Here is a 25,299-nt window from a genome sequence, read left to right on the forward strand (position 1 = left end):
TATTTGTTTTAAAATTTACAATATCATCTACATTTACATCTTTCATTTATAAATTTCATTATAGTGATATAAGTTATAACAATTAGATTGAAGCAAATTTTTGATAACAAATTTATTTTATAACCAAACAATATATAAGAAAATCATTTATAATCCTCCATTAATTAAAATTAACAACAATAACAATGAAACTTTTAAAAATTAGAAAGATAATAGTAAATACAGCAAGCACCCGCTACTCTGCCAACCTGTAAAGGAGCAGGTAGCGAAAAAAGATCCGAAGCACGCAAACTAAATATTTTCAATTTAAAAGGTGAGAAATAATGGAATTCAAAGTAGTAAATACAATCTGCCCGTATTGTGGGGTTGGTTGTGGAGTTGGTCTTGTTGTTAAAAATAATAAAGTTGTTGGGGTCTATCCTAACAAAAGACATCCTATAAACGAAGGAAAATTATGTGCAAAAGGAAACTATTGCTATCAATTTATACACAATAAAGATCGATTAAAAAAGCCATTAATAAAAAAAGAAAGTGGATTTTCAGAAATATCTTATAAAAAGGCCTTAGAACTCGTAGCTGAAAATTTAAAGAACTTTAAAGATGAGATAGGTTTTTTCTCGTCTGCAAGATGCACGAATGAGGAAAACTATATTACTCAAAAATTTGCACGAGTGGTTTTAAAAACAAACAACATCGATCACTGTGCACGATTATGACACTCAGCAACCGTTAGCGGAATGAGTGCGTGCTTCGGATCTGGTGCTATGACCAACACAATTGAGGATATTAAGCAAGCAAACTGTATCTTAATTATAGGATCTAATACATTTGAACAACACCCTCTAATTGCAAGAATAATAATGAAAGCCAAAGATAAAGGGGCTAAGATAATTACCATAGATCCGAGAAAAACGATAACAGCAAAAAACTCTGATTTACATCTTCAAATAACTCCAGGAACTAATGTTGCTTTAATAAACTCACTAATGCATGTTATTATAGAAAAAGGACTAATTGACGAAGAATTCATAAAAAAAAGAACTGAGGGGTTTGAAAAGTTAAAAGAGGTTGTTAAAAACTATCCTCCGAAAATTGTTTCAAAGATATGCGGAATTGATGAAGAGGCAATAATTAGAACTGCCGAGATCTATGGAGGTGCTGAAAGAGCGAGTATAATATACTGCATGGGAATAACACAATTCACACACGGAGTTGAGGCAGTTAAAGCATTGTGTAATTTAGCCATGATCACTGGAAATATAGGAAAAGAAGGAACAGGAGTTAATCCATTAAGGGGGCAGAATAACGTTCAAGGAGCTTGTGATATGGGTGCACTTCCAGACCTTCTACCTGGCTATAAAAAAGTAGATCTCCACTATTCAGAATTCGAAGAACTATGGAAAACTGAACTCAACCCAGATCCTGGGTTAACAATTCCTGAGATGATAGATAAATCCGGAAAAGAAATTAAATGCCTATATATCATAGGAGAAAATCCAATGGTTTCAGATCCAAACATTAAGCATGTTGAAAAGGCATTAAAAAATCTGGACTTTTTAGTAGTTCAAGATATATTTTTAACAGAAACTGCTAAGATGGCAGATGTTGTTCTTCCAACAAAATGCTGGGCTGAGAAAGACGGAACATTTACAAACACCGAAAGAAGAGTTCAACTCATAAATAAAGCGATTGATACTGATCTACCAAGTGATTGGGAGATAATAAAAAAGTTGTCCGAAAAACTTGGATTTAGTGATAAGTTCAACTACAACACTTCACAAGACATTTTCAACGAAATAAGGAAAGTTGTGCCACAGTATAGGGGTATAAGTTATGAACGATTAAAAAAAGGAGGAATTCACTATCCTTGTTTCAATGAGGATGATGAAGGAGTTAAGATCCTATATAGAGACAAGTTTTTAACAAGTAATGGAAAGGGTAAGATTCTACCAGTTGAGTATAGAGAAATTTCAGAATTGCCAAATGATAAATTCCCATTTATCTTAACAACTGGAAGGATAGTGTTTCACTACCACACTGGAACGATGACTCGTAGGTGTAAAAACTTAACTGAGGAAATAAACGAGGCATTTGTGGAGATAAATAGTGAAGATGCTAAATCATTAAAAATTGAAAATTGGGACTTTGTTAAAATAGTTTCTAAGAGAGGAGAGGTTATTGCAAGAGCAAGAATAACTGATGATATTAAAAAAGGTGTTGTTTTTATGCCATTTCACTTCTCAGAGGCAAATCCAAATCTTATAACCAATGATGCGTTAGATAAGGAATGTAAGATACCAGAATTAAAAGCTTGTGCAGTTAATATACTAAAAATCGAAACTAAAAATAAAAAATAATAAAAAAAGATAAAAAAAGAAATAAAAAATAAAAATTTAAAAGACATATCTTAGGGGGACTATGAGCGGATTTGAGGAATATGCAGAGGAATACGATAGATGGTTTGATGAAAATGAAATTATCTATAAATCAGAAATTGAAGCATTAAAAAGACATATTCCAAAGGGAAAAGGTTTAGAAATTGGAGTTGGAACCGGTAGATTTGCTAAACCATTTAATATAAAGATTGGTGTTGATATATCTAAAAAAATGGCTGAAATAGCTAAAAAAAGGGGTATTGATGTTATAATAGCAAGAGGAGAAGATTTGCCATTTAACGACAATGAGTTTGATTTTGTATTAATAAATACTGTCTTAGAATTTTCTGAAGATCCAAAAAAGATGCTAAAAGAGGCAAAGAGAGTTTTAAAGAACGGTGGAAAAATAATTATAGGCATTATAGATAAAGATAGCTTTTTAGGAAAAATGTATGAAAAAAAGAAACAAAAAAGTAAATTTTATAAGGATGCCAATTTTTTATCAGCGAGAGAAGTTATAGAAATGCTAAAAGAATTGGGATTTAAAAATATAAAAGCCACACAAACAATTTTTAAAGGAATAGATAAAGCTGATAAAGTTAAAGATGATAAAAACGTAAAATTATTGAAAGAAACCCCTTCCCGTAGTAGTAATTATAACCAAATCTTAGATGGGACATTAATTGAGGTTGAAAACCCTAATTTAATGGACGTCGGGTATCTCAATAAGGCAGAGCCCTATGAAGTTAAAGAGGGTTATGGAGAAGGAGGATTTGTAGCAATATCTGCTGAGGTGTGCAAAGATGGATAAAATTACTAAGGTTTTAAATGATTTTGGTATCTCAGAATTGAGGCCTCCTCAAAAAAAGGCATTAGAAATGGGATTATTAGACAAAAATAAAAATTTTATAATATCTATTCCAACAGCTTCCGGAAAAACACTTATTGGAGAGATTGCATTAATAAACCATCTATTAGATGATAATTTAACCCCCACTGGAAGAAAAGGCATATTTATAGTGCCTTTGAAAGCACTCGCATCTGAAAAATATGAAGAATTTAAAAATAAGTATGAGAAATTTGGGTTGAGAATCGCACTTTCCATAGGGGATTATGATGAGGAAGAAGACCTTAGCAAATACGATTTAATTATAACAACGGCAGAGAAACTCGATTCGCTATGGAGGCATAAAATCAGCTGGATCGATGATGTCTCTGTTGTTATTGTTGATGAAATTCATCTAATAAACGATGAAACAAGAGGAGGGACATTAGAGATCTTACTAACAAAATTGAAAGAATATAACATACAGATTATTGGATTATCTGCAACAATTGGAAACCCCGATGAGTTGGCTGAGTGGTTAAACGCTGAACTTGTAGTTGATGATTGGAGACCAATTGAATTAAAAAAAGGAGTTTATAGAAATGGTGTTATTGAATATATCAACGGATCTGTAAAAGAGATAAAAGTAGTCAACAGTGATGTTTACAGTTTAGTAGTGGATTGTATAAAAGATGGAGGCAGTTGTTTAGTGTTTTGTAATACCAAAAGAGGAGCTGTAAACGAGGCAAAAAACCTTAATTTAACAAAATTTTTAAGTGAAGAAGAGCGATCAAAATTAAAAGAAGTTGCAGAAGAAGTGCTGTCAATTTTAGAACCCCCTACTGAGATGTGTAAAACACTTGCAGAGTGTATTTTACAGGGATCTGCCTTTCATCATGCTGGTTTAACCTATCAACATAGAAAGATAGTAGAGGATGCTTTTAGAAAACGATTAATAAAGGTTATATGTTGCACTCCAACACTATGTTTAAATGCAAAGACAGAAATACTTCAAGAAAATGGATATAGAAAAATAACTGAGTTAAATAAAAATGAGAAGATATTTGCTCTATGTGGAGGAAAAATAAAACCAATCGGGAGATGGAAAATTCATAAGACACCACAACACGACTATAACATAACAATAAAAACTGAGAATGGATTAGAGATAACAACTACTCCAAATCACATATTTTTAGTTAAAAATGGAAAAAGCATAAAGGAAAAGGAAGCAAAAGATCTAAAAATTGGAGATCTTGTTGCAACCGTTGGCAAAATAATAGTAGATGAGGACATTAACACATCAAACTTTGTTAAATTTCCGATACGTCGTCTTTCTCAGTTTATTGCAGAGACATTCAATTCAAAGGGAGTAATTAACAATTCCATTGAGATTTATTCAACGTCCGAATTATTTATTAAAAGATTACAAGTTGCATTATTGAGATTTGGAATACATTCACAGATCGAAATTAAAAACTCAGATAAAAAAGATGATAAAACATACCTATTAAAAATCTCAGATCTTGAAGGTTTAAAATTATTTTATAAGAATTTTCCAATTGACTTAAAAGAAAAAGAGAAGCTTTTCTACCTTATCAAAAAGAAAATCAACAATAAGCCATATGAAGATAACTTAGAGCATATTGATTTTGATAACTCCTTCAATAACATAGCAATCTGTTGGAAAAAGATTTTAGAAATTAAAAAAGTGAAAGTAGAAGATGAGTATGTGTATGATATAGAACTTCCAAATGATGGAAGCAATGATCACTACTTCGTAGCAAATGGATTTGTTGTTCATAACTCCGCTGGTTTAAACTTACCTTGTAGAAGAGCAATAATTAAAGATCTAATGAGATTTACAAAAACAGGAATGAGATATATCCCAATAATGGAAATACAACAATGTATTGGTAGGGCAGGAAGACCAGGTTTAGATCCATATGGAGAAGGAATCGTTATTGCAAAAAATGATCGGGACTATTTAAGGGCTTATCAAACATTAACTCAGAAACCTGAGCCGATCTATTCAAAATTATCAAATTATGCTGTTCTTAGAACGCAGTTATTGGGGTTAATCTCTACAGGAGAGATAAAAGATGAGTATGATTTAGAATGGTTTGTAAGAAATACCTTCTATGCTCATCAATACGGGAACTTGAAGAAAGTTGCTAAAAATATAATGGAGATTATCCAGTTTTTAGAAGAAAACGAGTTTATTGTTGGTTTTACAGCAACAGAACTGGGTAAAAGGATTTCTGAATTGTATATAGATCCGCTCTCAGCGAAGTATATAATAGATGGATTAAATGAAATGGAAGTGGAGCATGATCTCTACTATCTCTATTTAATATCAAGAACTCTGGAAATGACGCCAAATTTAAGGGTTTATAGATCTGAAGAAATGAGTTTAATGGATGAAATGGAATCATTAAAAATAAAAAACTTTAATATTGAGGACTTAGAAGCGTTTAAAACAGCAAAAATGCTTTATGATTGGATTAACGAGGTTCCAGAGGATAAAATATTAGAAAAATATAAAATTGAGCCGGGAATTTTAAGGTATAAAGTTGAAAATGCTCGATGGATGATGCATTCGTTAAAAGAAATTGCTAAATTACTAAACTTAAATTCAGAAATTCCAGAAAAGTTGGAAATAAGATTGGAATATGGGGCTAAGGAGGATATTATCGAATTGCTAAATATAAAATATATTGGAAGAGTAAGGGCAAGAAAACTATACAATGAAGGGATTAGATGTGTTGAGGATATATTAAAAAATCCTGAAAAGGTTGTTCATATTGTTGGACGAAAAACTGCTGAAAAAATCTTAAAGGAAATATTAAAAGAGAAAGAAAACCTTTAAACTTATATTCCACATTAAAAGATTATAGAGATATAAATAACCACAAATTAAATATTTTTTATTTTATTTATTTTTATTTTATTTTTTGTTTTGTATTTATTGTAGTGTAGATGTGAATCAGATCGCTTAAAATTGCTGAGGCGGTTTCTATTGGACCCGCTCCTCTTCCAACTACAACAACTTCTCTTGCCAGATCTGTCTCAAACATTGCAACATTCAACGTTCCTTTTACATTTAAAGGACTGTCAATTGGGACAAGCATCGGTTCAACAATCAAATGATTTTCTTTTATCTGCCCAATTAATTTTATAGTATAACCCCTTTTATTAGCTAAAAACAACGCTTCAGGAGTTATTTTTGTTATTCCCTTCACTTTAACATCTTTTATTGTCTTCTCCAACCCCATAATTGAATTTGCTAAAATAACAATCTTTGCAGCAGTATCTAAACCTTCAATGTCTTGTGTAGGATCTGTTTCAGCTATTCCCAACTCTTTTGCTTCTTTTAAGGCAGTTTCGAAATCTAACCCTTCTTTCTCCATTTTTGTCAATATATAATTAGTTGTTCCGTTTAAAATTCCCCTTATTGATAAAATTTCATTTCCAGCTAAGGTTTCCTTAGCCAAATTTATTATAGGCATTGCTCCACCAACAGACGCTTCATGCCTAAACATAACACCGTGTTTTTTCGCTTCTTCAACCAACTCCTTATAACACAATGCCAGCGGCCCTTTATTTGCAGTTACAACGTGTTTTTTATTTCTAAAACTTTCTAAAATATGGGTCTTAGCTGGCTCTCCTGTTTCTAAGTTTGAAGGTGTGATTTCAACAACCACATCCGCTTTAACTTCTCTTATTACATCTATTGACTTCATTTTGCTACCTTTTTCTGGATAGTTTTTGATCGATCCTGTTGTTTCTTTAACCTCTATCGCTTTAATTAGATCTAAACCATTCTCATCGATTGCTGAGCCAGAACTGTCAGTTATTGCCACTACCTTAAAGTCCCCATAGTTCTTTTTTAAATAATCTCTTTTTTCGTGTAAAACCTTAGCAACTCCTTTTCCAATCGCTCCAAAGCCAACAAGAATTATTTTCATTATCTCACCATTTTTATATTAAATGTTCATTGTAAAGTTTTATCTTTAATAAAGTGATCTAAGGAAATCCTTAAAGACAGTAAATTTACAAATTTAAATAAATCTAACGCATAACGTTATATTTAAATCATTGATTTAACAAATAAAAGTCCTTTTTCTTTCTCCAACTCTTCAAACAAGTAAAAAAGTTCTCCTATCTTCTCTTCATCAACTATAATCCTCATCATTGCAGATGACTCTTTTTCTGGATGAGGCATGATCAGATCTAAGTCCTCAACAAGGCCAATCTGATTAATTCTGTCAATCGTATCTCTAACGTTAGTGTCAACTACATGTCCAATAACAACAACATCCAAGTAAACCTTTTTATCTCTTCCGTCAATCTTTTTTATCACTGCCCCCTCTCTTTCTAAGTCCTCCAATATCATATTTAACTTATCTTTATCTTCAACATCAATAACAATCCTTACAGGGACTTTTCCTCCTCTTTTTTCTTCTCTTGAATGAATAACACTGATCACATTTGCTCCATACTTAGAAATTGGAGTTAACACTCTTAACAACTCTCCCGGTTTGTCTTTTAACTCAATATCTATTGTAATCATAATTTACCACCACACCTCTTTAATTCCTAACTTATAGGCAACAATATTCCCAAGCAAGTGAATAAACACCGTAAGTAGGCAAATAATAATCATCATTTCATAAGGAATTGGTGCAACAATGTATCCAAATGCCAAAGCACCTATAACAAAGTCAAGTTGATCCAATAATGGAGCTGGCTTTCCTCTTTCAATATTTAACCTCCTCTTTATAAAACTACCTACTGCATCACCAACTATTGCCCCAACGGACAAAAAGAAAGCCAGTATTACGTGATCTAAAACTGTTCCATAAAAATCCAACGAGTTAACAATGCTAAGATCAACCAGTATACCCTGAATTAGTCCAACTAATGTTCCACATAAAACTCCAAAAATACAACCTTTGTATGTCACTCCATTGCCGATTAATCTTCTTCCGTCAATAAAATCTTTCCCGAGATCTACTGGCGTTCCTCCACCGAATATGCAAGCAGAGGCATTTGCCACATACGCTGGAAGAATATACCAAAACGATGCAAATAACAACCTATAAAACATCTTCTCCCCTTCAAAGTGATGAGATCGTTTTTATAATTATTTCGATATATTATAACTATCATCTCTTATATCTATTTATATCCATATATGCATGTGTATGTATTGACATTTACAGTAATTTCATAATTTAATTTCGTGATATTATGATTAATTCTTGTATTTATTTTAATTCTTTACTCATTTTAATCAGTTATCTGTTATTTTTTATTTTTTAGATTTTCTCAGTTTTTTGTGGTCTTTTTTCTGATTATTACTTCAAGGTGTCTTTATAGTTTTATTTTCTATTTTCAATGATTAGTTATCTAATTTAAACTATATAAACTCAATATATGTCAATCATTCGTTTTCAGTATTTTTAATAAAAAACACTTAATCATTCAGTTAAAATCTTAAAGGTTTAGGAGGTAATAACTCTTAATAGTTTACTCCCTTTCTATATAAAAATTACTCAAAGTGAAATTATGAAATGCTCAATTTGTATTCACACTTCTAAAACAAAGAAGATAATAAATAAAAATGGAAAAGTATTTTGTATAGATTGCTTAAATTTTTTAAAATATCCTCCAAATTTTGAATTAATGAAAAAAGAAGTAGAAGAAATACTGCACAACCTAAAAAAGTCGGAAGGAAGGTATCATTGCATTTTGGCATTTTCTGGAGGAAAGGATAGTGTTTTAGCATTGAAATTATTAAAAGAAAAGTTTAAATTAAATCCCTTATGTGTCATGGTAGACAACAATTATATCTCAAAGGAAGCAATAGAAAATGCTCTAAAAATAACGAAATATTATGAAGTAGATCTAATGATATTAAATCGTGATTATACCGATCTCTTTGAAGATGCAATAAGGAGAGGGGAGAGCCCCTGTAGGAGATGCTCTAAGCTTATACTACGAGAGGTTTGGAGAGTAGCTAAAATGTTGAACATGAAGTATATAATAACAGGACATGAACTACCCTTTGGACACTCTGCAATACGAAAGATGAAAGAAGGAGTAGAGATGATTCGACTTCTTGCTCCTTATAAGATTAAAGAAGAGGAAAAATATAAAATGCTAAAAAATCTTCCATGGAAAAAGCCGAATTTGGGGGGCTACACTACAAACTGTTTAGTTCTGGGTGTTGCATTAGAGAGATTTTATGAGAAGTATGGGTTTAGTTTTGAAGTTGATAGAGTTGCAACACTCGTTAGATTTGGATTGTTATCAAAAGAAAAAGCAGAAGAAGTTCTTAAAAAGCCAGATATTCCAGAAGAGGTTTATAAAGAGTTGAGAAGGAGGGGATTAAATATATAAATCTAAAATCTAATCTAAAAAATCTAAAAAAATATTTGTTGAAGTTGTGGTTATTTTTTGATTTTATATATTTTGATTTTTTTAATTTTTTATAATTTTTAATCGTTTGTTGATTTGATTTAATCTCCCCTATATTGCATTTTCTCTTCTTCACTCATTTGAGTTATATCTAATCCCTTCATCGCTTCTCCTAAGTTTTTACTAACCTCTGCCACGATTTCTGGCTTGTCATAGTTGTACGTTGCCTCAACTATTGCCTTAGCTCTTTCTAATGGATTTTCTGATTTAAATATCCCTGAACCAACAAAAACCCCATCAGAACCGAGTTTCATCATCAATGCAGCATCTGCGGGTGTTGCCACTCCTCCAGCTGCAAAGTTAACAACAGGCAATCTTTTCAGTTTTTTTACTTCTAAGAGAGTGGAGTAAAGCCCTTCAATGATCTCAGAGAGCGTAAAATCTTCATAAACAACTTCGTTTTCTAAAACAGATGTTGGTAATCCCATTCCCTCCTTAACAGTTTTTGATAACTCAGCATATCTTCCAGCGTAAAATTTAGCAACTCCGTAGATCTCATCATCTGACATTTTTTCTAACTGGGAGATCGCTTCATTCATCAATCTCATATGTCTAACTGCCTCAACAATATTTCCAGTTCCTGCCTCTCCCTTTGTTCTTATCATCGCTGCTCCTTCCCAGATCCTTCTAACTGCCTCTCCTAAGTTTCTCGCTCCACAAACAAATGGAACTTTAAATTTCCTTTTATAGATATGGAAGAAAGGATCTGCTTGTGTTAAGACCTCACTCTCGTCTATCATATCAACTCCAATCGCCTCTAAAACCTCTGCCTCCGTTGTATGGCCTATTCTACACTTTGCCATCACTGGGATTGAAACAGCATCCATAATTTCTTCTATTAACGCAGGATCTGACATTCTCGCAACTCCACCACTTGCCCTTATATCCGCAGGAACTCTCTCCAAAGCCATAACTGCAACAGCTCCTGCTTCCTCAGCAATCTGTGCCTGCTCTACATTGGTAACGTCCATTACAACTCCATGTTTAACCATCTTTGCAAATCCTTTTTTTAGTAAATCAGTTCCTTTCTTTGCAGTTTCCATAATCTCACCGTTTAGGATTTCATATTCTATTTAGATTTTGCATTTCTATTGTTTTTCTATTGTTTTATTGTTCTTTATAATTTTTATTTTGAATTTAATTTATTGTAATTTTGATATTTATTTTTCATTATCATCTTAAACGTCAATTCTATATCTGATGTATGTTTTTTATAGTTTTTGTTAAAAATTATCGAGTGAATATTAAAACAAAAACAAATACAAGCAAAGAGAGCCAAAGTATTATTGCATATATTGTATATTTTTTTGCTTTTTCCTTTTCCCACCATCTGTATGGTGAAACACCATATGAGGAAAATATTGCAACAGCAGATAGGTTTATTGCAATCATATTTATTAAAAATAATATAAATGCTGAAAAACTATATCCTACATACCCCGCCCCAATTAGTAGTCCAAATACTACAAGAGGAGGTAAGAGGGCAATCGCAATCATAACTCCAACAACTGAAGAGGATATGTTAGTTATTGTCGATAAACTCCCTGCTATCCCTGCCGAAAGTGCGATTACCACATTCCATAGATCTAATGTTATTCTTGAATGTATCTGAGGATTTTCTAAATTTATAGGAAGATAATGTCCCGCTATGGCTGAAATAACAATCACAATCAGCAACTCCACAACAATCGTCTTTATACTTTTTAATGCCAGTTTGTAATCTGCCACAGTAATCGATAATGCCAATGCAATATGTGGACTTAATAGTGGGGCAATAATCATAGAAGCGATCAGTAAAACAATATCATTCCTGTATATCCCTGCTATCGCAACGATCGTTGAAAGAAGAAGCATCATTATATTATCTTTATTGAGTTTTGCAATATCTGCTACCACGTTGTATAACTCTTCCCTGATTAATCTCTCTGGCTCTTTATCTTCTTTTTCTTCAATTGGAGGATACGTCATTGTTGGTTCAAACACTACAATTCTGTAATTTGCTCCTCCAAACTCCTCTTTTAGCTTATCAACGATCTTTTCACTATCTTTTAATGTTGTCAAGATTTGTATTGTTGAGATAGAATTATTTGTTTTTACATCTGCCCATACGACTCCATCCCATTTTTTTATTTCATCGATCCCTACAAATAAATGCTTTGGAATATAACACTCGATAAATCTAAGTTTCATAACTAAACGCCCATCTTTTTAATATTTTTAATGTTCTTTTTTAATTCTCTTTGATTCTAATACGATAAGATATATATAAGATATATATTGGAGTTATTAAAATAATATCAAAATAATAAAACTAAATAGATTTAAGTTAGATTTAAAAGTTAAGCTATGAAACCGTAGCTATCGTTCTAACAAACCCTCCACCATCACCAACAGGAACACTTTGCCCATCTTTTCCGCAGTATCCCACACTAAGTTTGAAATCCTTAGTTATTGCATCTACCTTGAATAAAATATCTAATATCTCTCCACTCAGCCCAGCATCTTTTAAGATAGTGGTTAATTTTCCTCCTTCTATTAGGTATGCCTCAACCGCACTAAACTGAAACAGGCCTTTTCCAGTATCAACCTGCCCTCCCCTCGAACCTTTTAAAAATATTCCGTTTTTAGTATCTTCCAACAACTCCTCAAATGTCCAATCTCCAGGTTTTATATAGGTGTTGCTCATTCTTACTATTGGTTTGTTCAGCCCTTCCGCTCTTCCATTACCTGTTAGTTCAGCATCCATTCTCCCAGCTGTCTCTCTTGAATGAAGAAACGTTTTTAAGATCCCATCTTCAATTATTGTAGTTTTTTGTCCTTTAACTCCTTCGTCATCATAGACATAAGATCCAAAAGCTCCTTTTATCGTGGAATCATCTACTACACTTACATATTCGCTGCCCACTTTTTCTCCCAACTTGTCTTTAAATACGCTATCGTTCTGTAATACAAGATCCGCTTCAGATGCATGCCCTACTGCCTCATGGATAAAGACGCCTGCAAGTTCTGGGTCTAATATAACTTTAAATTTTCCTTTTGGACATGGTTTTGCATTTAATAATCGTATTGCTCGATTTTTAGCTTCTGAAGCTAATGTTTTGTAGTTATTTTTTATTTCTTCAAATCCAAAACCTCCAGCCCTTTCAGATCCATACTGTAAATTTCCATTTTCTCGGGATACACAGTTCATATACATTATACATCTTGTTATCTCTCCTTCAATTCTCGATCCCTCACTATTTAGGTAGAGTTTTCTTGAAAATCCGTCAGAATAACTTACAGAAATACTTTTTATTTTTTCATCTATCATTATTTTGTATGTTTCCATAATAATTTCTTTTTTTTCTTCAATATCCACATTTATAGGATTTATTTTTCCTATCATTTTGTATTCGTCTATAACTGTTTTATAATCCTTCAACTTAACGTCTTTTTCTGAATATCTATTGGATAATTTTGCCATCTTATATGCTCTTTCTAATAGCGATTCTACTTCTTTTTCACTTACAATATTTGATGTAGCAAATCCCCATCCATTTTTATACAAGACCCTAACTGCAACTCCATTACCAAACCCAGAGGAGATTTCTTCTATATTTCCATCTTTTAATGTAAGAGTTGTTGTTTCTCCAACATTTATTCTAATATCTGCATAATCTCCTAACTCTAATAATTTCTCTAATCTTTCTAAGTTCAGCATATCTTCACCATAGTTATTTTTTAGATTGATTTAATTAAAATTAAATTGATGATATGTGGGGTGTTAAATATTAAATATTATAGGTTTATCATTTTAAGTTTTTTAAGTTTTTTTAGATTAAAAATGCTAAACATTTATTAATAATCTCTTATTTTTATTTCACCTACATTCACGTCCCATATATCATAAATTCTATAAAGTATCAAATAATTTGAATTGTTAAATAATAGAAAAATATATATAGTAGTTGTTGTATATTTTTACGGCTTCACAAACAAAAAAGAGGTGATACCGTGATGAAAGAAATAAAGAGAATAAATACCATATCTCTTGCGTTAGTTTCTGGAATGATCCATTCTATAATTGTAGCAATATTTGGGTTGATCATGTTAATAATTCCAGCTGTTGCGTCGATGATAAGCTTAGCCGCAGTGCATAGTGAAATGGCTGGATTGTTCGCATATATGGTTGGTTATGGTTTAGTTATGGGTATTTTTATATGGGTAATTGCAGTTATAATATCGTTTGCAGTAGGTTTTGTCTTTGGAGGATTGTTTGGAATAATATATAACTTTGTCGCTTCAAAAATTGGCGGAGTGAAAGTTGAGCTTAAAGATGTGCAAGCATAATTATGCCAGAATAAGGATTTAATGTTTATTCTACTTATATCTTTTCATAACTTTTTATATGTTATTGCTATTTTAATGATCTAAATTTAAATATGGAAAAAATGACTATCGTAAAAATTTTATATGAGGATTTTATTATCTAATAATCGGCATTGGGCTCGTGGTCTAGTGGCTATGACACCGCCCTCACAAGGCGGAGGTCGCGGGTTCGAATCCCGCCGAGCCCATTATATTTTTCATTTTTAAATTACTTTATTTTTGAAGATTATTAACTACTTAACCTTCTGTCTAACTTAATTTATCTTTTTATTTTGAGTTATTTTTTATATTATTTTTACCAACACCTTTATTAAATACTTAATATTTTATTTTAGATATTTTAGTATTTTTAAAACCAATTACAACCAAAATTATGTCCATAAATAAAAATCGGTGAAATTGTGAAACTTAGGATGAAACCAGAGGACTTTATTGTTGAAGAAATCATAAACCCCGAAAAAATAGCAGGGGACAAGTGTTATTTATATATTTTAACTAAAAAAAATATAGAAAGTTTAAAAGCTCTGTCTTATATCTCAAAAAAATTCAAAATCCCTCTTAAAGATATAGGATACTGCGGTTTAAAGGATAGACATGCAATAACTAAGCAATACATTTCTATACCGAAATATTATAAGAAATTATATTTAGAAGAGCCAAACCTAAAATTAAAACCCATAGGAATCTCGAGATTTTTGTTATTAGGGGATTTAGAGGGTAATAAATTTACTATAACTATTAGAGGAATAAAAAAAGAAGATATTCCAAAATTAGAAGAGAATCTAAAATATTTAGATATGGGAGCTCCTAACTACTTCGATAGTCAGAGGTTTGGTAGCGTTTTTGATGGAAAATTTATAGCAAAAGAGATAATAATGGGAAATATAGAAGAAGCAGTAAAAATATTGTTGACCAGATACAAAAAATCAGAAAAAAAGAGGATAAAAGATCTCAAAAGATTTATCTCTAAAAACTGGGGGGACTGGGAGAAAATTTGGAAATATATAAAAGAAAATAATATAAAAGCAAAAATGTATGTAAATATTGTCAAAGAACTTAAAAAGAGTGGAGATTACAAAAAAGCATTTAATTATGTAGACGATAGGTTAAAAAAACTATTCCTTTCTGCATACCAAAGCTATTTATGGAACGAATGTATAAAAGAACTTCTAAAAGAGTATATTCCAAAAGAAGATCGGGTTTACTACGAGTATGAATGTGGATCACTCCTCTTCTATAAAAAACTTGATGAAAACTCTCTAAATTATTTAAAAAATTTGAAATTTCCAATGATTTCTCCTGAAGCTCATTACTCTGAAAAAGAACAAAAGATCATAGAGAGAGTGCTAAAAAAAGAAAATATAAAAATTGAAGATCTCCAAAAAGAGGACTTAAAAATACTTGGAAACTTTGTCCGTGGAGAAAGAGATGTTATCTCAATTCCAAAAAACTTAAAAATTGGAGATATTGTGGAAGATGATCTGGTCAAAGGAAAATATAAAATAACCCTAACTTTTGAATTAAAAAAAGGAAGTTATGCAACAATAATCATAAAACGAGCGTTTCTTGGCATAAAAAATAAGAAAAGGAAAAAATAAGTAAAAAGCAATAAAAATTATTAAAAACAAAATCAAAAACAACTATGTGGTGGTATCGTGGAAAAACCAGTGATTTGCAAAATAAAAGAAATAATAAAAGAGAGCCCAACAGTAAAAACATTTATAATAGATAGAGATTTCGATTTTAAGCCGGGACAGTTTGCAATGCTTTGGCTTCCAGGAGTTGATGAGAAACCATTTGGATTTTCTTCTAAAAATAGTTTTAGTGTTGCAAAAGTTGGTTATTTTACCAAAAAAATGCATGAACTAAAAGAAGGAGATATAATAGGAGTTAGGGGCCCTTATGGGACATATTTTGAGCCCATTGGAGACAAAATTTTAGCAGTTGCGGGAGGGATTGGAGCAGTTCCCATAATAACAGCAGTTGAGGACTTTTCGAAACAGGGAATTGAAATAACTACCATATTGGGAGCAAGAAGTAAAGATGAACTGTTATTTTTAGATAGATTTGAAAAAGTTAGTAGATTAGAGATTTGCACAGATGATGGCAGTTTTGGATTTAAGGGCTTTACAACTGAAAAAATGAAAGAAATTTTAAAAGAGGAGAGATTTGATTTAATTATAACTTGTGGGCCAGAGATAATGATGAAAAAGGTTGTTGATATATCTAATGAACATAACATCCCAGTTCAGGTTTCAATGGAGAGGTATATGAAGTGTGGTATAGGGATTTGCGGACAGTGTTGTGTAGATGATGAAGGTCTCTGCGTTTGTAAAGACGGCCCTGTATTTTGGGGAGATAAGTTGAAATTTATTAAAGAGTTCGGGAAGTATAAGAGGGATGCGAGTGGTAAGAAGGTTTATTATTAACAACTAATAGATGTTTAGTTTTGATCAACCTTTTCTAAAAAGGTTGTTCGGGAAGTATAAGAGGGATGCGAGCGGAAAGCGTGTAGTTTTTTGAAATAGGTGGTAAAAATAATTTAGTTGAGAGAAATATCTTATTTTTAGATCCTATTAGAAGGATTTTAAAACCACAATCTTATTTAGTTTGGAATGCCATAAAAAGGTTGTTATAATTATTAAAAATTATATAGGGATGGTTATGATAAAATTCGGAGAAGCAGTTTTGGGAAATGAGATTAAAGCAATAATTAATGTTGCATTAGGAAATGATAAAGAGATCAATGAAATTTTCACAAATGCCTTAACAAGAGGCAACTGTGTATTTGCCAATTTAAGGCCTAATTTAATAGTTAAACCATTAACTTTGGTAGTTCCAAGGCATAATATAGAGAGCGATATACAAGATGAGCTATTTCAGGGAGTTATTCAGTATGCTGTTGCCAAAGCAGTTGCTGATTTGGATTTAGATGAGAACTTAAAGGTTGTTATCTCTGTTAATGTTCCAGAAGTTCCAATAACCAATCTAAATAAGAGAAAACTCTTCCAATACTTCTACGCCTCAGCAAAGTTAGCTATAAACAGAGCTTTAAATGAATATCCTTCAAAAGAGAAGGTGAAGAAAGAAAAATACAGAGCTTTGCATCCATTAGTTGGATTTAGGGATGTTAGATTAGAATATCCTCCATATCTACAAATTGCGTTAGATGTTCCAACAATGGAAAACTTAGAGTTTTTATTACAAACAATCCCTAAAAGTGATCACATCATCTTAGAGGCAGGAACTCCGTTAATTAAAAAGTTTGGTTTAGAGGTTATTGAAATAATGAGAGAGTATTTCGATGGGTTTATAGTTGCTGATTTAAAAACATTAGATACTGGAAGGGTTGAGGTTAGATTAGCTTTTGAAGCAACAGCTAATGCAGTGGCAATAAGTGGGGTAGCTCCAAAATCAACAATAATTAAGGCAATCCACGAATGTCAAAAATGTGGTTTAATAAGTTATTTGGATATGATGAATGTCTCTGAGCCACAAAAATTATATGATTCATTAAAATTAAAGCCAGATGTTGTTATCTTGCATAGAGGGATTGATGAAGAAACATTTGGAGTTAAAAAGGAGTGGAAGTTTAAAGGAAACTGCTTATTAGCAATTGCTGGAGGAGTTGGAGTGGAGAATGTTGAGGAGCTTTTAAAAGAATATCAAATATTGATTGTTGGTAGGGCAATTACAAAATCAAGAGACCCGGGAAGAGTGATTAGGATGTTTATAAATAAGATGGGTTATGATATAGACACTTATCGGCTTTATTTTGATGAAGATGAAGATATAGGGGAAGAATTATGAATTTGGATGTATGGTTAAATATGCAGTCAGCAAAAAAACTTTATACGATAAAAGAGGCATCGAGAATATTAACAAAAAAGTTTAGTAGGGAAATTAAAGAGCATAATATTTCATATTTGGTGCAGTATGGAAGAGTCACTAAGTATAAAATCAAAAATAGAGTTTATGTGGATATTGACGAGGTTGAAAACTATTATAAAAAATTATTTTTTGAAAAAAGAAAAGAATGGGAAGAAAAATTGGGATTTAAATTGAATTGGGATTTAGCATTTGATTTGTTATCTGAGAAGGAAAGAACTAAACATGTCCATGGAATTCACCCATACAAAGGAAAATTTATTCCACAATTGACAGAATATTTTTTAAAGAGACATTTTAACGTTGGAGATATTGTAATAGACCCGTTTATGGGTTCCGGAACAACATTGGTGCAATGTATGGAGATGGGCATTAATTCTATTGGCATTGATATATCACCATTTAACTGTTTAATTGCTGAAGTTAAATTGCAGAAATACGATATTCAAAAATTAAAGAAAATTTTATTAGATATGCTAAATAAAACAAGGGAATTTTCAAAAAATTTAGGAGATGAGGAATTTATTAAAGAAATGGATAAATTAATTAAAAAATACAACAAAAAATACTTTACCTTAGAATATAAAAGAAAATTATCAAAAAAAGAGATTGATGAAGATAGCTACTCTGAAAAAATCATGGAAATGTTTTATTTAGAATATAAAAAACTTAAGGAAAAATATTGCAAAAATGATGATAAATTTGATGATATTTTTAAAGATAAGCCATTTTTATATAAGTGGTATTCTCCAAGAATTAGGGCAGAATTAAACTTTTATTTAAATTTAATCAACGATTGTAAAGATGAAGTAATAAAAAAAGTGGCAATGATCATTTTGAGTAGAACGGCAAGGTCTGTTAGAGGAACTACTCATTTTGATTTAGCCACACTAAAAGAGCCAGTTTTTGACCCATACTATTGCTATAAGCATAAAAAAATTTGCAGACCAGTTCAAACAATTTTAAGACACTTAGAGGACTATACAAATGATGTAATTAGCAGAATAGTGGACTTTTCAAAGATTAGGAAAGATGCACATTATTTAATCATTAACGGGGACTCAAGGACTGTTGATATTGAAGAAGAACTAAAAAAACATCCAAACTTTTATGAACTTTATAAAAACAAAAAAATTGATGGTATTTTTACATCTCCTCCTTATTTAGGGCAGATTGACTATCATGAACAACATGCCTATGCTTATGAGCTTTTTGATATTCCACGACTGGATGAGTTGGAAATTGGGGCTAAATTTAAAGGTAGTTCAAAGAAAGCACAAAAAGAGTATATTGAAGGCATGTCAGATGTGTTAATCAATATGAAAAAATTTTTGAAAAATGATGCGAAGATTTTCATTGTAGTTAATGATAAAAAGAAACTATATAACGAGATTTTTGAGAAAAGTGGGCTTATTTTAGTTAGAGAGTTTAAAAGACCTGTTCTAAATAGAACAGAGAGAGATAGAAACCCATACTATGAAAGCATCTTTGAATTAAAAATGGAGGAATAGTTATGCCACTAAGTAAAGATGTCATAGAAAAAATTAGCATTGAGACAATAAGGGTATTAAAATCAAGATTTGATACAATATCAGATGGAGATATAAAAATAAGAAATATGCCATTCCATATGGCTTTTTTAAGGGCTTTTTATGGGAAGATTGGGATAAACGATGATAATGAAGCATTAAAGTTTTTAACTTTATCACAGTGGTTTCATGGATTAAGCACAACGTTGGGGCAGAGCTACTTTGAAAATATTGCTCATATTTTATCTAACGGTGAAAAAAAGACGTTTAAAAACTATAAAATTAAAAAAAGTGTTAGAGATAAAATATCTGAGATTATAAATGATTTAAAAAGTGGAGAAAGATTACCAAATGTGGAAGAGGAAGATAAAGAGTTAAGAGAAGCAACTTTAAAAAATTCTGAATATGTAAATGGACTGAACTTTACAGCAGATGTTTATTTTGAAGATAGGGATAAAGTTGTCATGATTGAGTTAAAAAGTGTTAGACCAAATGCCGGAGAAATGAGGGGAGAAAAACAGAAAATTCTTTATGGAAAAGCTTATATGATGGAAACAAAACCAGACAAAAAAGTTTATTATTTTATTGGCTTTCCATATGATCCTACTGAAAATCCAGAAAATCCCTGTGGATATGATAAAGATAGATTTATGAATAGTTTGATAGAATTTTCCAAGTATTTTGATAAAAGAGAGGTTTTAATTGCAGAAGAGTTGTGGAGTTTTTTGTCTGGAGAAAAAAAGACGATGGAAAAAATATTGGATATTATTAATTCAATAGCAAAACCTGATTTTAAAGAAAAGTTTGATTTTATAAATACATTCCCATTTATTAATCAAGATAGATTGTACACCAAAGATGCCATTGATGAACAAAAATTCAAAAAATATATCGAAATTCTTCAAGAATGGAAACTTTATTCAGAAATCGAATGTGCAAAAGCTGTAAAAGAGCTGAGTTTATTAAAATTACCTTCAAAAGATAGAAGAATCTTTGAAAGATTGATCAACAATTCTATGTTTAGCAGTAATAACAAGTATAACGAGAACAGGAGGATGAAAATATTGGAACTATATAAAAAATACATAAAAAATACTACACAACCTTAAATAAAAATAAAAAATTCTCAAGGTTGATCCAAAATGTCTCTCGAATTAATAGATCTTCTTATGGAAAAAATAAATAAAAATGCAGTAGTTACGGAAATTGCTAAGGAGAGAGATCCGTTTAAAGTTCTTGTTTCTACGGTAATAAGTGCAAGGACTAAGGATGAAATTACTGAAGAGGTTTCAAAAAAACTATTCAAGGAAGTTAAAAACGTGGATGATCTCCTCAAGATAGATGAGGAAAAATTGGCAAATTTAATTTATCCTGCAGGATTTTATAAAAACAAGGCAAAAAATTTAAAAAAGATGGCAAAAATCTTAAAAGAGGAGTATGGTGGAAAGGTTCCAAATTCTTTGGAGGATTTATTAAAACTTCCTGGAGTTGGGAGAAAAACTGCAAATTTAGTTCTGACTTTGGCGTTTGATAAAGATGGAATATGCGTAGATACTCACGTTCATAGAATATGCAATAGATGGGAGATCGTTGAGACGGAAACTCCCGAAGAAACAGAATTTGAATTGAGAAAAAAACTACCTAAAAAATACTGGAAAGTTATAAATAACTTGTTAGTTGTTTTTGGAAAGGAGATCTGTTCTCCAAAACCAAAATGTGAAAAGTGTTTTTATGAAATAAGAGATAAATGTCCATATTATGCAAAAATTAAGCATTTTAATAGAACTCTAAAAAAATTTAATTTCGAAAAGGTTTCTAAGACCAAAATTCCTAATGAGAAAGGGACATATATCTTAAAGATTAGATTAAAAGAAGGTAAAAATATAAGATTTGGGAAAACAGAGAAATTTTTTAAAAAAGGTTATTACTTTTATGTTGGATCTGCCTTTGGTAATTCAATTAACCTAAAAAATAGAATAGAAAGGCATTTAAGAGAAGACAAGAAAATGCATTGGCATATTGATTATCTACTAAAATATGGAAGAATTGAGGAGATATTCATTAGTAAAGAAAAAATAGAGTGTGAAGTAGCAAAAGAACTATCAAAAAAGCTTGATTATGTTGAAAACTTTGGATGTTCTGATTGTAAGTGTAAAAGCCATCTATTTTATTTAAAATTGTAAATGATGGATTTAAAAGTGTAGGGATTTCTCATCTTATACGTTAATTTTTAATTTTAGCCCCGCCATATTTTATTATCCAAATAATAGGATAATCATCTAAATTTAAACTATTTTAAAACTTTTAAATAACTCAAATTTAAACATTAATGCTAAATAAAGTTAAATGAGAGGTTGAAATAATGAAGCCAAAAATCTCAATAATTGGAGGAACGGATGGTTTGGGAAAATGGTTCGCAAGATACTTAAAAAATAAGGGATTTGACGTAATAGTTAGCGGTAGGGATATAGAAAAAGGAAAAAATGTAGAGAAAGAACTTGGAGTTAAATTCACAAATAACAACATAAAAGCAGCACAAGAAGGAGATGTGGTAATAATCGCAGTGCCAATCAACGTAACTGAGAGGGTTATAAAAGAAGTAGCCCCCCATGTAAAGGAGGGATCTCTATTAATGGATATAACTTCAATAAAAGAAATTCCCGCCAAAACTATGGAAAAATATGCTAAGAAAGGAGTCGTAGTGATCCCAACTCATCCCATGTTCGGCCCATCCACACCATCTCTACTGAGGCAGGTTGTTATACTAACACCAAGTGAAGAACACAAAAAAAGCGAATGGTTTAAAAAGGTATATAATTTTTTAAAAGAAGAAGGAGCGAAAGTAATAATCATTCCCCCAGATAAACATGATAGAATTATGGGAATAGTGCAAGGATTAACACATTATGCTTTTATTTCATTGGGCGCTACGTTAAAAGAATTAAATGTAGATATAAAAGAGTCGAGAAAATTTGCCTCTCCAATATACGAGTTGATGATCTCAATAATCGGAAGGATAATAGGCCAGAATCCCTATCTTTATGCAGATATTCAAATGTTTAATCCAAAAATATCGGAGATACACGAAACATTTATAGATCAGTGCCAAAAAATCAGTGAGATTGTAAAAAACAAAGATAGAGAGGCATTTGTTAAGATTATGAAAGAGGCCTCGAAACATTTCGGAAGCGAAGCAAAAAGAGGAGCTTACTATTCCGATAAGGCGGTCTTTGCATTAACATCCGAAATCGAAAATCTAAATAAGTTAATTGGAAAGGAGATAGCAGTAAAAAACATCAACTCCAACAAAATACACTTTGGGATATTAAAAAGCATAGATGATGATTATTTAACCCTCGAAAAAAATGGAAATGAACAAAAATTCAATATACTCAGAGTTGATGTGTTTTCAGGTGAGGAACTTGAAAAATTAAAAAGGAAACACCTTAAAAGAAAGCATATTGATATATCTATTCTCTTCAAAAGAGATGTTGATGAAAATATAATCTTAAAATTGTTAAAAGATCTATTTGATATTGATATTGTGGACATATACGAAGGGAAAAATATAGAAAAGGGATACAAGAGCATAACTTTCAGAATCTATGGATACAATAAAAAAGAATTAAAAGATAAAGAGGAAGAATTTTTAAGAATTATTAAAAATATTGGTGGAAAAGAAAGATTCAGCAAAATAAAAAAATTAAAAAATTAAAATGTAAATATGGACAATCAAAAATAAAGAACATACAAAAATAGAAATAATATCAAAAATAACTATATAAAATAACCATCAAAAGAGTTAGTATAAAACCTAAGGAGGAACTATTATGCTTCCTAAAAGAATAGATATAATAAAAAAGATCGTTGATAATGTTGGAGATAATGAAATAATTGTTAGCAATATTGGTTTTCCTTCAAAGGAACTTTATTTTTTAAAAGATAGGGATAGAAATTTTTATATGTTGGGTTCTATGGGATTGGCCTCGTCTATTGGATTAGGCATTTCATTAAACTGCGAGGATAAAGTTGTGGTAATAGATGGGGATGGATCGGTTTTAATGAACCTTGGATCTCTCTCAACAATAGGAAACACATCTCCAAAAAATTATATTTTGGTTATAATCGATAACTCCGCTTATGGATCAACTGGAAATCAAAAAACCCATACAGAAAAAAATACTAACTTAGAAAAAATAGCGAAAGGTTGTGGATTGGACTCAATAACGGTAGAAAGTTTAGACGACTTTGAAAAAGAATTTAAAAAAGCGTTAAAAGAAGATATATGTAAGGTAATTATTGCAAAAACAATTCCATATAATGAAAAGTGCCCTAACATCGAAATTCCACCAGTAGTTTTAAAATATAGATTTAAAACTTCTTTAAAAAATAAAAAATAAAAATAATTAAAAGATGAAAATAAAAAAGCAGATAAAATGATCTTAAAAACTCAACGCATAACAAACAATTCCACAAACTGTCCAAGCCATTAATCCTTTATCATATATAGATATATCTTTTAACTCTCCAGTTATCTTATCCTCATTAACAACCAAACTTCCGTATGGAAAACCACCAATAAGAAACGTATCAAAATTTTTTAAATGAGAAGGTTTAACTAACTGCCCAGTTTTAGACATTAAAGCAATATTTTTAGCATTTATATCATTTAACAGATCCTCCAAAGTTTTTTCTTCCATTTTTATCAACGGATTTCTTTCACCTTTTAAAACCTTCTCTATAACCCCTAAAAATCTAAAATAATTCCTCGGCAATCGCGTATTTGGATCTATCGTTAAAACCTTATCATCATACGTATGGACATAGATATTTAGCTTTTTTTCATGATTTATTGGACTATCTAAAATATTAAGGAGGGAAATATGGACAATATCTGGCCTTCCCCTCATCTCTCTATCCTTTAAATTTTTCATTGCCTTGTAGTGATAATTAGAGTCCAAAATATCATACTTATAAATTTTAGCCCTCCTTATTTTATTTTTTATCTCATTAGGGATTAATTCAAGAGCTGAATTGGCCAATACAATATTATACATGCAAAACCACCTCTTTAATGTTTTTAATTATTTTTTTAGCCAGTGATAAAATAAATTCTTAACACTATCAATAAGTATTTAGTGAATTAGTGGGGCTTAAAAATAGAAAAAAGATGAAAATCTAAATTAGAAGCATTCCAAAAATTTGATTATACTATACAATAAATGTTATAAAATAATAAAATAAAATATATATAATAGAAACAGTGAAAAACAAACTTAAAAATAAAAGTAGACGGAGGAAGAAAAAATGATAAGAGGAAGGGTCTGGAAATTTGGAGATAACGTAGATACTGATGCCATACTACCCGCAAGATACCTTGTTTACACAAAACCTGAAGAACTGGCACAGTTTGTTATGACAGGAGCAGATCCCGAGTTTCCAAAAAAAGTTAAAAGAGGAGATATAATCGTTGGAGGAAAAAACTTCGGTTGTGGTTCAAGTAGAGAACATGCTCCGTTAGGTTTAAAAGGAGCAGGAATCAGTTGTGTAATCGCTGAGAGTTTTGCAAGAATCTTTTACAGAAACTCTATAAATGTCGGTTTGCCATTAATAGAGTGTAAAGATATTACTAAAAAAGTTAACGAAGGGGATGAATTAGAAGTTAACTTAGAAACAGGAGAGATAAAAAACCTAACAACAGGAGAGGTTTTTAAAGGGCAAAAATTACCAAGTTTCATGATGGAAATATTAGAAGCAGGAGGATTAATGCCTTATCTCAAAAAGAAAATGGCAAAATGTTAAATTTAATATATTAAAATCTCCTATAAAA

At 31.0% G+C, this 25,299-nt stretch carries 21 protein-coding genes, 1 tRNA gene and 1 pseudogene; 16 read left to right on the top strand and 7 right to left on the bottom strand.

Features of this window, described 5'->3' with window-relative positions:
* The first annotated feature begins 323 nt into the window (after positions 1 to 323).
* The 3 genes from METVU_RS05695 (at position 324) to METVU_RS05705 (ending at position 6,070) form a co-directional block, all read left to right on the top strand.
* Positions 324 to 2,357 (top strand): formate dehydrogenase H subunit alpha, selenocysteine-containing, encoded by a 2,034-nt coding sequence (locus tag METVU_RS05695; RefSeq protein ID WP_015733241.1) that lies wholly within the window; start codon positions 324 to 326, stop codon positions 2,355 to 2,357.
* A gap of 61 nt (positions 2,358 to 2,418) precedes the next feature.
* Positions 2,419 to 3,186, top strand: coding sequence for a class I SAM-dependent methyltransferase (locus METVU_RS05700; protein WP_015733242.1), 768 nt, complete (start codon positions 2,419 to 2,421; stop codon positions 3,184 to 3,186).
* On the top strand, positions 3,179 to 6,070 hold the full coding sequence (locus METVU_RS05705) for a DEAD/DEAH box helicase (protein WP_015733243.1): 2,892 nt from the start codon (positions 3,179 to 3,181) through the stop codon (positions 6,068 to 6,070). The genes METVU_RS05700 and METVU_RS05705 overlap by 8 nt, the downstream gene beginning before the upstream one ends.
* 73 nt (positions 6,071 to 6,143) lie before the next feature.
* Here the strand turns inward: METVU_RS05705 and METVU_RS05710 are convergent, their stop codons facing one another.
* From METVU_RS05710 to METVU_RS05720, 3 genes are all read right to left on the bottom strand, one after another.
* On the bottom strand, positions 6,144 to 7,169 hold the full coding sequence (locus METVU_RS05710) for a homoserine dehydrogenase (RefSeq protein WP_015733244.1): 1,026 nt from the start codon (positions 7,167 to 7,169) through the stop codon (positions 6,144 to 6,146).
* A gap of 122 nt (positions 7,170 to 7,291) precedes the next feature.
* Positions 7,292 to 7,774: an ACT domain-containing protein gene (locus METVU_RS05715; protein WP_015733245.1), complete on the bottom strand. Its 483-nt coding sequence runs from the start codon at positions 7,772 to 7,774 to the stop codon at positions 7,292 to 7,294.
* 3 nt (positions 7,775 to 7,777) lie between these two features.
* Positions 7,778 to 8,311, bottom strand: a complete 534-nt coding sequence (locus METVU_RS05720) for a CDP-2,3-bis-(O-geranylgeranyl)-sn-glycerol synthase (protein ID WP_015733246.1) — start codon at positions 8,309 to 8,311, stop codon at positions 7,778 to 7,780.
* Between the two features lie 461 nt (positions 8,312 to 8,772).
* Between METVU_RS05720 and METVU_RS05725 the strand changes: the two genes are divergently transcribed.
* Complete coding sequence (locus METVU_RS05725) at positions 8,773 to 9,606, top strand: phosphoadenosine phosphosulfate reductase domain-containing protein (RefSeq protein WP_015733247.1); 834 nt, start codon at positions 8,773 to 8,775, stop codon at positions 9,604 to 9,606.
* A gap of 119 nt (positions 9,607 to 9,725) precedes the next feature.
* On the opposite strand, the gene pdxS is transcribed toward METVU_RS05725, so the two are convergent.
* The 3 genes from pdxS to METVU_RS05740 form a co-directional block, all read right to left on the bottom strand.
* Positions 9,726 to 10,727 carry a pyridoxal 5'-phosphate synthase lyase subunit PdxS gene (gene pdxS / locus METVU_RS05730; RefSeq protein ID WP_015733248.1) on the bottom strand — a complete coding sequence of 334 codons (1,002 nt, stop codon included), beginning with the start codon at positions 10,725 to 10,727 and terminating at the stop codon, positions 9,726 to 9,728.
* A 187-nt stretch (positions 10,728 to 10,914) separates the two neighbouring features.
* On the bottom strand, positions 10,915 to 11,874 hold the full coding sequence (locus tag METVU_RS05735; RefSeq protein ID WP_015733249.1) for a TIGR00341 family protein: 960 nt from the start codon (positions 11,872 to 11,874) through the stop codon (positions 10,915 to 10,917).
* 154 nt (positions 11,875 to 12,028) lie between these two features.
* A complete protein-coding gene (locus METVU_RS05740; RefSeq protein WP_015733250.1) occupies positions 12,029 to 13,384 on the bottom strand; it encodes a TldD/PmbA family protein in 1,356 nt (451 codons plus the stop codon).
* A 296-nt stretch (positions 13,385 to 13,680) separates the two neighbouring features.
* On the opposite strand from METVU_RS05740, the gene METVU_RS05745 reads away from it, so the two are divergent.
* From METVU_RS05745 to comE, 11 genes and pseudogenes are all read left to right on the top strand, one after another.
* Positions 13,681 to 14,013 (top strand): hypothetical protein, encoded by a 333-nt coding sequence (locus tag METVU_RS05745; protein ID WP_015733251.1) that lies wholly within the window; start codon positions 13,681 to 13,683, stop codon positions 14,011 to 14,013.
* A gap of 154 nt (positions 14,014 to 14,167) precedes the next feature.
* A tRNA-Val gene (locus METVU_RS05750) sits at positions 14,168 to 14,240 on the top strand.
* Between the two features lie 213 nt (positions 14,241 to 14,453).
* Entirely contained in the window at positions 14,454 to 15,650 is a 1,197-nt protein-coding gene (gene truD, locus METVU_RS05755; RefSeq protein WP_048196853.1) for a tRNA pseudouridine(13) synthase TruD, read from the top strand.
* 57 nt (positions 15,651 to 15,707) lie between these two features.
* Positions 15,708 to 16,481 (top strand): dihydroorotate dehydrogenase electron transfer subunit, encoded by a 774-nt coding sequence (locus METVU_RS05760; protein ID WP_015733253.1) that lies wholly within the window; start codon positions 15,708 to 15,710, stop codon positions 16,479 to 16,481.
* A 113-nt stretch (positions 16,482 to 16,594) separates the two neighbouring features.
* Positions 16,595 to 16,690 (top strand): annotated as a pseudogene (locus METVU_RS09200) (hypothetical protein); the annotation flags it as partial.
* 26 nt (positions 16,691 to 16,716) lie between these two features.
* Positions 16,717 to 17,862 carry a bifunctional 5,6,7,8-tetrahydromethanopterin hydro-lyase/3-hexulose-6-phosphate synthase gene (locus tag METVU_RS05765; protein WP_015733254.1) on the top strand — a complete coding sequence of 382 codons (1,146 nt, stop codon included), beginning with the start codon at positions 16,717 to 16,719 and terminating at the stop codon, positions 17,860 to 17,862.
* Positions 17,859 to 19,451, top strand: coding sequence for a DNA methyltransferase (locus METVU_RS05770; RefSeq protein WP_015733255.1), 1,593 nt, complete (start codon positions 17,859 to 17,861; stop codon positions 19,449 to 19,451). Before METVU_RS05765 ends, METVU_RS05770 begins: the two co-directional genes overlap by 4 nt.
* A gap of 2 nt (positions 19,452 to 19,453) precedes the next feature.
* Positions 19,454 to 20,578: a TdeIII family type II restriction endonuclease gene (locus METVU_RS05775; protein ID WP_015733256.1), complete on the top strand. Its 1,125-nt coding sequence runs from the start codon at positions 19,454 to 19,456 to the stop codon at positions 20,576 to 20,578.
* A gap of 33 nt (positions 20,579 to 20,611) precedes the next feature.
* Positions 20,612 to 21,652 (top strand): DUF123 domain-containing protein, encoded by a 1,041-nt coding sequence (locus METVU_RS05780; RefSeq protein ID WP_015733257.1) that lies wholly within the window; start codon positions 20,612 to 20,614, stop codon positions 21,650 to 21,652.
* Positions 21,653 to 21,831: 179 nt separating this feature from the next.
* Entirely contained in the window at positions 21,832 to 23,184 is a 1,353-nt protein-coding gene (locus tag METVU_RS05785) for a prephenate dehydrogenase (protein WP_015733258.1), read from the top strand.
* A 115-nt stretch (positions 23,185 to 23,299) separates the two neighbouring features.
* On the top strand, positions 23,300 to 23,869 hold the full coding sequence (gene comE, locus METVU_RS05790; protein ID WP_015733259.1) for a sulfopyruvate decarboxylase subunit beta: 570 nt from the start codon (positions 23,300 to 23,302) through the stop codon (positions 23,867 to 23,869).
* A gap of 42 nt (positions 23,870 to 23,911) precedes the next feature.
* Here the strand turns inward: comE and METVU_RS05795 are convergent, their stop codons facing one another.
* Positions 23,912 to 24,526: a 16S rRNA (pseudouridine(914)-N(1))-methyltransferase Nep1 gene (locus tag METVU_RS05795; RefSeq protein WP_015733260.1), complete on the bottom strand. Its 615-nt coding sequence runs from the start codon at positions 24,524 to 24,526 to the stop codon at positions 23,912 to 23,914.
* Between the two features lie 250 nt (positions 24,527 to 24,776).
* On the opposite strand from METVU_RS05795, the gene leuD reads away from it, so the two are divergent.
* Positions 24,777 to 25,271 carry an Isopropylmalate/citramalate isomerase small subunit gene (leuD, locus tag METVU_RS05800; protein ID WP_015733261.1) on the top strand — a complete coding sequence of 165 codons (495 nt, stop codon included), beginning with the start codon at positions 24,777 to 24,779 and terminating at the stop codon, positions 25,269 to 25,271.
* The last annotated feature ends 28 nt before the right edge of the window (positions 25,272 to 25,299 follow it).

The sequence above is a fragment of the Methanocaldococcus vulcanius M7 genome, from assembly GCF_000024625.1.
Lineage (GTDB): Archaea > AGJL01 > Methanococci > Methanococcales > Methanocaldococcaceae > Methanocaldococcus > Methanocaldococcus vulcanius.